Here is a 6,141-nt window from a genome sequence, read left to right on the forward strand (position 1 = left end):
TGACCAATTCTTATGAGTGATTTAAGCATACAAGAACTTCAACAGATTGCTGAGTCCTATCAAAAATACCTGGTTCCGGCAATGTTTAAAGAGTGTTCAGAGCAGCTCGTATCTCATGCCGGTATAACCCCGGGACAAAGGGTATTGGATATCGCCTGTGGAACGGGGATCCTGGCTAGGACGGCAGCAAAGCAAGTGGGAGAAAATGGGAGCGTTGTTGGGCTGGATATGAATCCCGGTATGCTGTCAGTTGCCAGGCAACTTGCCCCTGATTTGGAATGGCAACAAGGAATAGCTGAAGAGCTCCCTTTTGAAGATAATTCCTTTGATATAACCTTTTGCCAGTTTAGCTTGATGTTCTTCCAGGATAAGCAAACGGCCATCCGGGAAATGCTTCGAATTTTGACTTCACAGGGTCGATTATACATCGCGGTTTTTAATTCGCTGGAGCATATCCCTGCCTACCAACAATTGTTAAGCATATACGCTGACTTTGTGGACGAGGATAAAGTACATTTTTTATCCTCGCCTTTTCAATTGGGTGATATTCAAGAGCTAAATTCACTGCTGCTCGAAAGTGGGCTAGAATCACCCCGCATAACAAGTGGAGAGTTAAATGCCGTTTGGCCGGATGTTAGATCTCTGGTACTTGCCGATGTTGAGGGCTGGTTCCCTCTGGCTGGAATAGAGCTTGGGGATGACCAGGTGGAAGAGGTGATCAAACAAACTAAATCAGAACTTGGCGAATACATCAACGGGGACGGTAGCATAGCATTTACTATGCCTTATCACCTAATCTCACATAAACATTATTAGGAGTTTTAGACTATGGCCATCCCAAAAGAAGACCCCTCAAATATTAAAGTAAATAGCCGTACGCGAGTGTTCTTGGGGCTGGCCCTGCTCATGACCCTGATCGCCGTCGGGGGTTTCTGGCATACCTACTGGTGGCCCATGCTGACCGGGGAGGTCAATTTTCATTGGTTGATTCACATCCATGGCGCAATATTTACACTATGGATGGTGCTTTTCATTGCACAGACAGCATTCGTTTACAAGAATCGTACAGATCTACACATTTGGGTGGGTAAGCGAATCGGAATACTTTGGGGAGCATTAGTAATCTTAGTGGGATTAGTACTTTCATTTGGAGTCATATCCCCAGCCATTGGTACAGAATTTGAGACACTAGCGGATTTTATCAATTTTTTCCCCATTGCCTTCGGGGATGTTATAACGTTTTCCTTCCTGTTCGGCTTGGGTATCTTTTACCGCTCAAAGCCGGAGACGCACAAGCGCCTGATGATCCTTTCTACAGTGGTATTACTTTTTGCACCAGCAGAGCGCCTGATGCGGTTCATACCCGGTTTGCCAGCCCAAATTACGTTTGCGTTAGGTTTGCCGTTCGTCCCGGCCCTGTTAGCTATTGGGCACGACAGGTGGAGAACGAACCGAATTCATCCTGTTTACATTTGGGGAACCACATTGATCGCTCTGGAAACTGTTTCCACCCTGTATTTCTTTGCCTCCCCAGGCTGGGAATCTTTATCTGAAATGCTGGCAAATAAGCTGCGGACCCTACTCCTTCCTCTTTTATAAAGGATGCTATCCATGAGATTATTCTCACTAATCACCGTAAACGGTTACCAATTATGAATTCTTCAATTTCAAAAGAGAGCGATGCCATTAAGAACACCAAGAATCCTGCATACCTCAGCCGATACTTTTTCGTGGGAATGGCCCTGTTTTTGATGCTTTTCGTTGTATTGGGGTTTGGCAGCACCTATGGCCTGCAGCTGCTGCTGGGTAAAGAGATCTCCGGGGCGGGAGTCGTTGAGGCTGACTGGGCGCTCCACATGCACAGCGTAGTATTTGGCGGATGGGTATTGCTGTTAATAGTTCAAGCAGCATTGATAGCAAGTGGCAAGGTTCAGAAGCATATGGCCATTGGCAAAACATTGGGTATTGGTGCGGCCGTTGCAGTAGTGATATCTGGTGTGATCATTGTCGTAGTACAGGATTCCGCTATTATCAGGGAAGGGATCGCCACCTGGGCCGAATGGCCCATTATGCTTCGTTTCCTTGCAGGATCTATAGTGGCGCTCATTAATTTTTCCATCCTGTTTTACCTGGGACTTCGCAACCGTTACCAGCCGGTACCACACAAGCGATATATGTTTTTTGCGACCATTACCCTGGTCATAGCTGCCACAAGCCGCATGAATTATCTGCTGGGCCCGGACCCGTGGCCAGGTCAAATCGGCACATTCTTAATGGTTGCCCCGATCATCGGCTATGATCTCTTTAGCGCAGGGAGAATACACAAATCCACACTCATCGGTACGGCAATTGTGTGGGGAGCAGTAATAATATTCGACCTGCTGGATCTCATCGGGTAGACTAAATATCTAAAAAAGAATGGCTAACTATGAATTCATCGGATTCCGCTGTGACGAAATCGACTTCTAACATTGACAATTCCGAAAATGAGTCGTCGCCGTTATTGAGATTTTTTTTCGTGGGTATGGCCCTTTTTTTGATGCTCTTCGTCTTGTTGGGCTTTGGTAGTACCTACGGCATGCAACTCCTAATGGATAAAGAAATTTCAGGATCAGGTCTTGTGGAGGCCGACTGGGTGATCCACATCCACGCTATCGTATTTGTTGGATGGATGACTCTTCTCCTTACGCAGACTATTCTTGTGGCAAGGGCAAAGACACGCAAGCATATGGCCGTCGGTAAGAAGGTGGGCGGTGTGTTAGCCGCAGCTGTACTCATGGCGGGAAGCCTGATCATCTATACGCAGATTCAAGCAGCTGTCTCAAAGGAATTGGTGACATGGGCGGAATGGCGTGCCATCGTCATGGCGACCCTAGCGCCTTGGTTTGCTCTTCTGGGTTTTGCCATGTTGGTAGGGCTGGCCCTGTTTTACCGAAAGCAACCGGAAGAGCACAAGCGGTACATGATTTTTGCGACGATTTTGCTGGCCGTACCCGCCACCAGTCGTATGGAATACCTGTTGGGCCCCTGGAGTAACAATATCGGGATCTCTATTATGATGGCCCCTCCCATTGCTTATGATATCTACACTGAACACCGAATGCGCAATGCAACACTAGTCGGCATGGGATTTTTAGCGGTATTCCTCATCATAATTAATCTGCTTGGTTAGTCATAAATAACCTCTTAACAGTGGGATGGAATAGAGAGTTAATATGAATCAAAATTTAATTCATCATGAAATGCCGAATTATACCCCTCGTCGTCATATTCGTTACCATTTTAGGGACTTCTTCCCTGGAAGCGCAGGACCAAAAAGTAATCGACACTCAACTTCATGCATTAGAGCTTGATATAGTACCCGCTCACTGGGATACCCTGATGGGCTACAAGCGCCCGACGAGTGCTGAGGCACTGCGAAATCAGACGATTGAACAGCTCGAGCGTTTTAATATCACAACAGCCATAACCAGCGGTGATGAAGAACGGTTGACCCAATTTAAAGAAGCCGCCCCGGATCGCATTATTCGCAGCCAATGGATACCCTGGGATATTAAGGGGGATTCACTTCGGGCTTATATAGACTCGCTTCCCACCTGGTATGAGCAGGGACGTTTCCAGGTGATTGGCGAAGTTCTCACCCAGTATTCGGGTATTGCTCCGAGCGATCCGATTCTCGACCCGCTCTGGTCTTTTGCGGAGCGCGAAAGCGTACCCGTTGGTATTCACATTAATGATTTGCCTGTAACCTGCCCAGAATCCTTTACGGATGGATGTTCGCCGCTGGCTATGAAAGAAGTCTTGGAGCAATACCCAAACCTAAAAGTGTATATCATGCATGCCGGCTATCCTCACATGCAAGATATGATAGAGTTGATGGAAAGCCATCCCCAGGTGTACGTCGGTATTACTATGCCTCCAAAGGAACTGCATCGGTACCTGAAGGGACTGATTGATGCAGGTTTTGGCGATCGCATCATGTTTGGTTCGGATCAGATGTTATGGCCGGAGTTGATTGAACTTTTCGTCAATGCCATTGAGAGTGCCGACTTCCTTAGCGAGGAGCAAAAAAACGCCATTTTCTACGACAATGCGGCCGGTTTCTTTGAATTTGATTACTAAAAAAGTCGAAAAATTCATTATACCATTATGAAATACCGACTTATATCCCTGATCATAATAATCGCGATAGTGGCTGGATCAACGGACATCCAGGCACAAAGCGTATTAGATTCAGATGTAGAAGCACAGCCACCAAAAGATACGCACCAACCAAACATTTTGCTACTGGTCGCCGATGACCTCGGCTACGGCGATCTCGGTAGCTATGGAAGCAATATTAATACTCCCAATCTGGATCAACTGGCCGACGAAGGCCTTCGGTTCAGCCGGTTTTATACGGCATCCATATGCGCTCCGTCGCGGGCAATGTTACTATCCGGTAATGACAACCACGTAGCCGGCATGGGCTCCCAATTCAGGAATACAGAATATTGGGGATATGAGGGCCATCTGACGGATCGCATCGCAACCATTCCCCAGCTTCTAAAGCAGGCCGGATACCAAACATATATGACAGGAAAGTGGCATTTGGGAACCGGGGAAGGTCAGCTTCCCCCAAGCAAAGGGTTTGATCGTTCATTTGTGCTGCATCAGGGCGCGGCCAACCATTACAATAATACTGGGTTATCCCAGAGCTACAGTACCGCGGATTACAGCGTAGATGGTCAACCTGTCAGCTGGCCGGAGGATGGGTACTCGACCCAGGTATATACGGATAGTATGATGAAGTATATAAACGAATATAAAGACAGTGACAAACCTTTTTTCGCCTATGCGGCATATACCTCTCCCCATTGGCCGCTGCAAGTCGAAAATTCGTTTTGGCAAAAATATGAAGGTGACTTTGACCAGGGCTATGAGAAGCTGCGCAAGCAGCGCTTAGCCTCACTCAAAGAAGCGGGCATGGTGACCGATGGTCATGAGTTACCACCATTGCATGATGAGGTTAGGCAGTGGGAGAAGCTAAATCCACAGGAAAAAGAGCGAGAAGCCCGTAAGATGGAACTTTACGCAGGCATGGTTGATAATCTCGATCATCATATAGGTCGGTTAATACGAATGTTGAAAGATATAGGCGAATATGAAAAAACCGTCATTGTCTTCATGAGTGATAATGGCGCCGCGGGAGAGGATTTCTATAACGATCCCAGGGATGACTTCCTGCAGTCCAAATATGATAACAGTCTGGAAAATATGGGAAGTCCCACCTCCTTTGTCTCCTATGGTCCCCCGTGGGCAGAGGCAGGGTCTGCCCCCTTTCGGTATTTTAAAGGATATACCTATGAGGGCGGTATTGTAGCCCCCATGATCATCAGGGCCCCAACAATGAAGAGGCGAGGAGAAATTTACGATGGTTTTGTCACTTTAACAGATCTGGCCCCAACCTTTTATGAGATTGCCGGCATATCATATCCTGATTCTCTGAATGGTTCTCCTATCCGGCCGTTGGTGGGTACATCGCTCACCCCGGTTCTTCAGGACAAAGTAAAAACAGCGAGCAGTGATAACTCATGGGTAATGGAACGCTCCGGACGCGTTTTAGTACGGAAGGACGACTGGAAACTGGTAAAACCACCTGGGAGTGAATGGGGCGATAAAACAAACTTTGAATTGTATAATCTCGCGCAGGATCCATCTGAGAAGCATAATGTGAAGGATAAGCATCCAGAGAAATTCCAAGAATTATTTGAGGAATGGGAGGAGTATAAAAAGGAAAATAAAGTAAGAGAAATGTTCTGACTATCTAACTTTTAACTCATTTTTATGACTCTTTTAAATCAAAAAAGCGCGAATCCAACAAAAAATCAGCTGCTACCTTATTTTTATATGGGAATGGCCCTAATATTAATGCTAATTGCCTTTGTTGGTTTCTGGCCTTCTTACTTTGGGGCCATTTTGCAGGGTGACGAGATGGGTCATTCTGAATAGTTTTAGTAAATTAAAAGGTTTAGATTACGCGTTTAGGGGTTAATCTTAAACAGCTAATGCATGTTTAATACGATTGATGGGTTGATCGTTTTGCCAATTGATGTACTGTAATAGCGTTACAGAGGCTACTTTGCTGATCAATCTAGCTCG

Annotated in this window: 6 protein-coding genes; all 6 read left to right on the forward strand. The window is 46.4% G+C overall.

The window, feature by feature from the left end; genetic code table 11:
• The first annotated feature begins 12 nt into the window (after positions 1-12).
• The 6 genes from NC796_RS24585 (at position 13) to NC796_RS24610 (ending at position 5,802) form a co-directional block, all read left to right on the forward strand.
• On the forward strand, positions 13-816 hold the full coding sequence (locus NC796_RS24585) for a methyltransferase domain-containing protein (RefSeq protein ID WP_310688471.1): 804 nt from the start codon (positions 13-15) through the stop codon (positions 814-816).
• 12 nt (positions 817-828) lie between these two features.
• Positions 829-1,599, forward strand: a complete 771-nt coding sequence (locus tag NC796_RS24590) for a hypothetical protein (protein ID WP_310688472.1) — start codon at positions 829-831, stop codon at positions 1,597-1,599.
• Between the two features lie 53 nt (positions 1,600-1,652).
• Positions 1,653-2,399, forward strand: a complete 747-nt coding sequence (locus NC796_RS24595) for a hypothetical protein (RefSeq protein WP_310688473.1) — start codon at positions 1,653-1,655, stop codon at positions 2,397-2,399.
• A 29-nt stretch (positions 2,400-2,428) separates the two neighbouring features.
• Positions 2,429-3,172: a hypothetical protein gene (locus NC796_RS24600; RefSeq protein WP_310688474.1), complete on the forward strand. Its 744-nt coding sequence runs from the start codon at positions 2,429-2,431 to the stop codon at positions 3,170-3,172.
• 65 nt (positions 3,173-3,237) lie between these two features.
• The gene (locus NC796_RS24605) at positions 3,238-4,122 is read left to right on the forward strand and encodes an amidohydrolase family protein (protein ID WP_310688475.1); all 885 of its coding nucleotides are present in this window, start codon (positions 3,238-3,240) and stop codon (positions 4,120-4,122) included.
• Positions 4,123-4,149: 27 nt separating this feature from the next.
• Positions 4,150-5,802, forward strand: coding sequence for an arylsulfatase (locus NC796_RS24610; protein ID WP_310688476.1), 1,653 nt, complete (start codon positions 4,150-4,152; stop codon positions 5,800-5,802).
• Positions 5,803-6,141 lie beyond the last annotated feature (339 nt).

This window comes from Aliifodinibius sp. S!AR15-10 (genome assembly GCF_031569985.1).
Lineage (GTDB): Bacteria > Bacteroidota > Rhodothermia > Balneolales > Balneolaceae > JAMQKA01.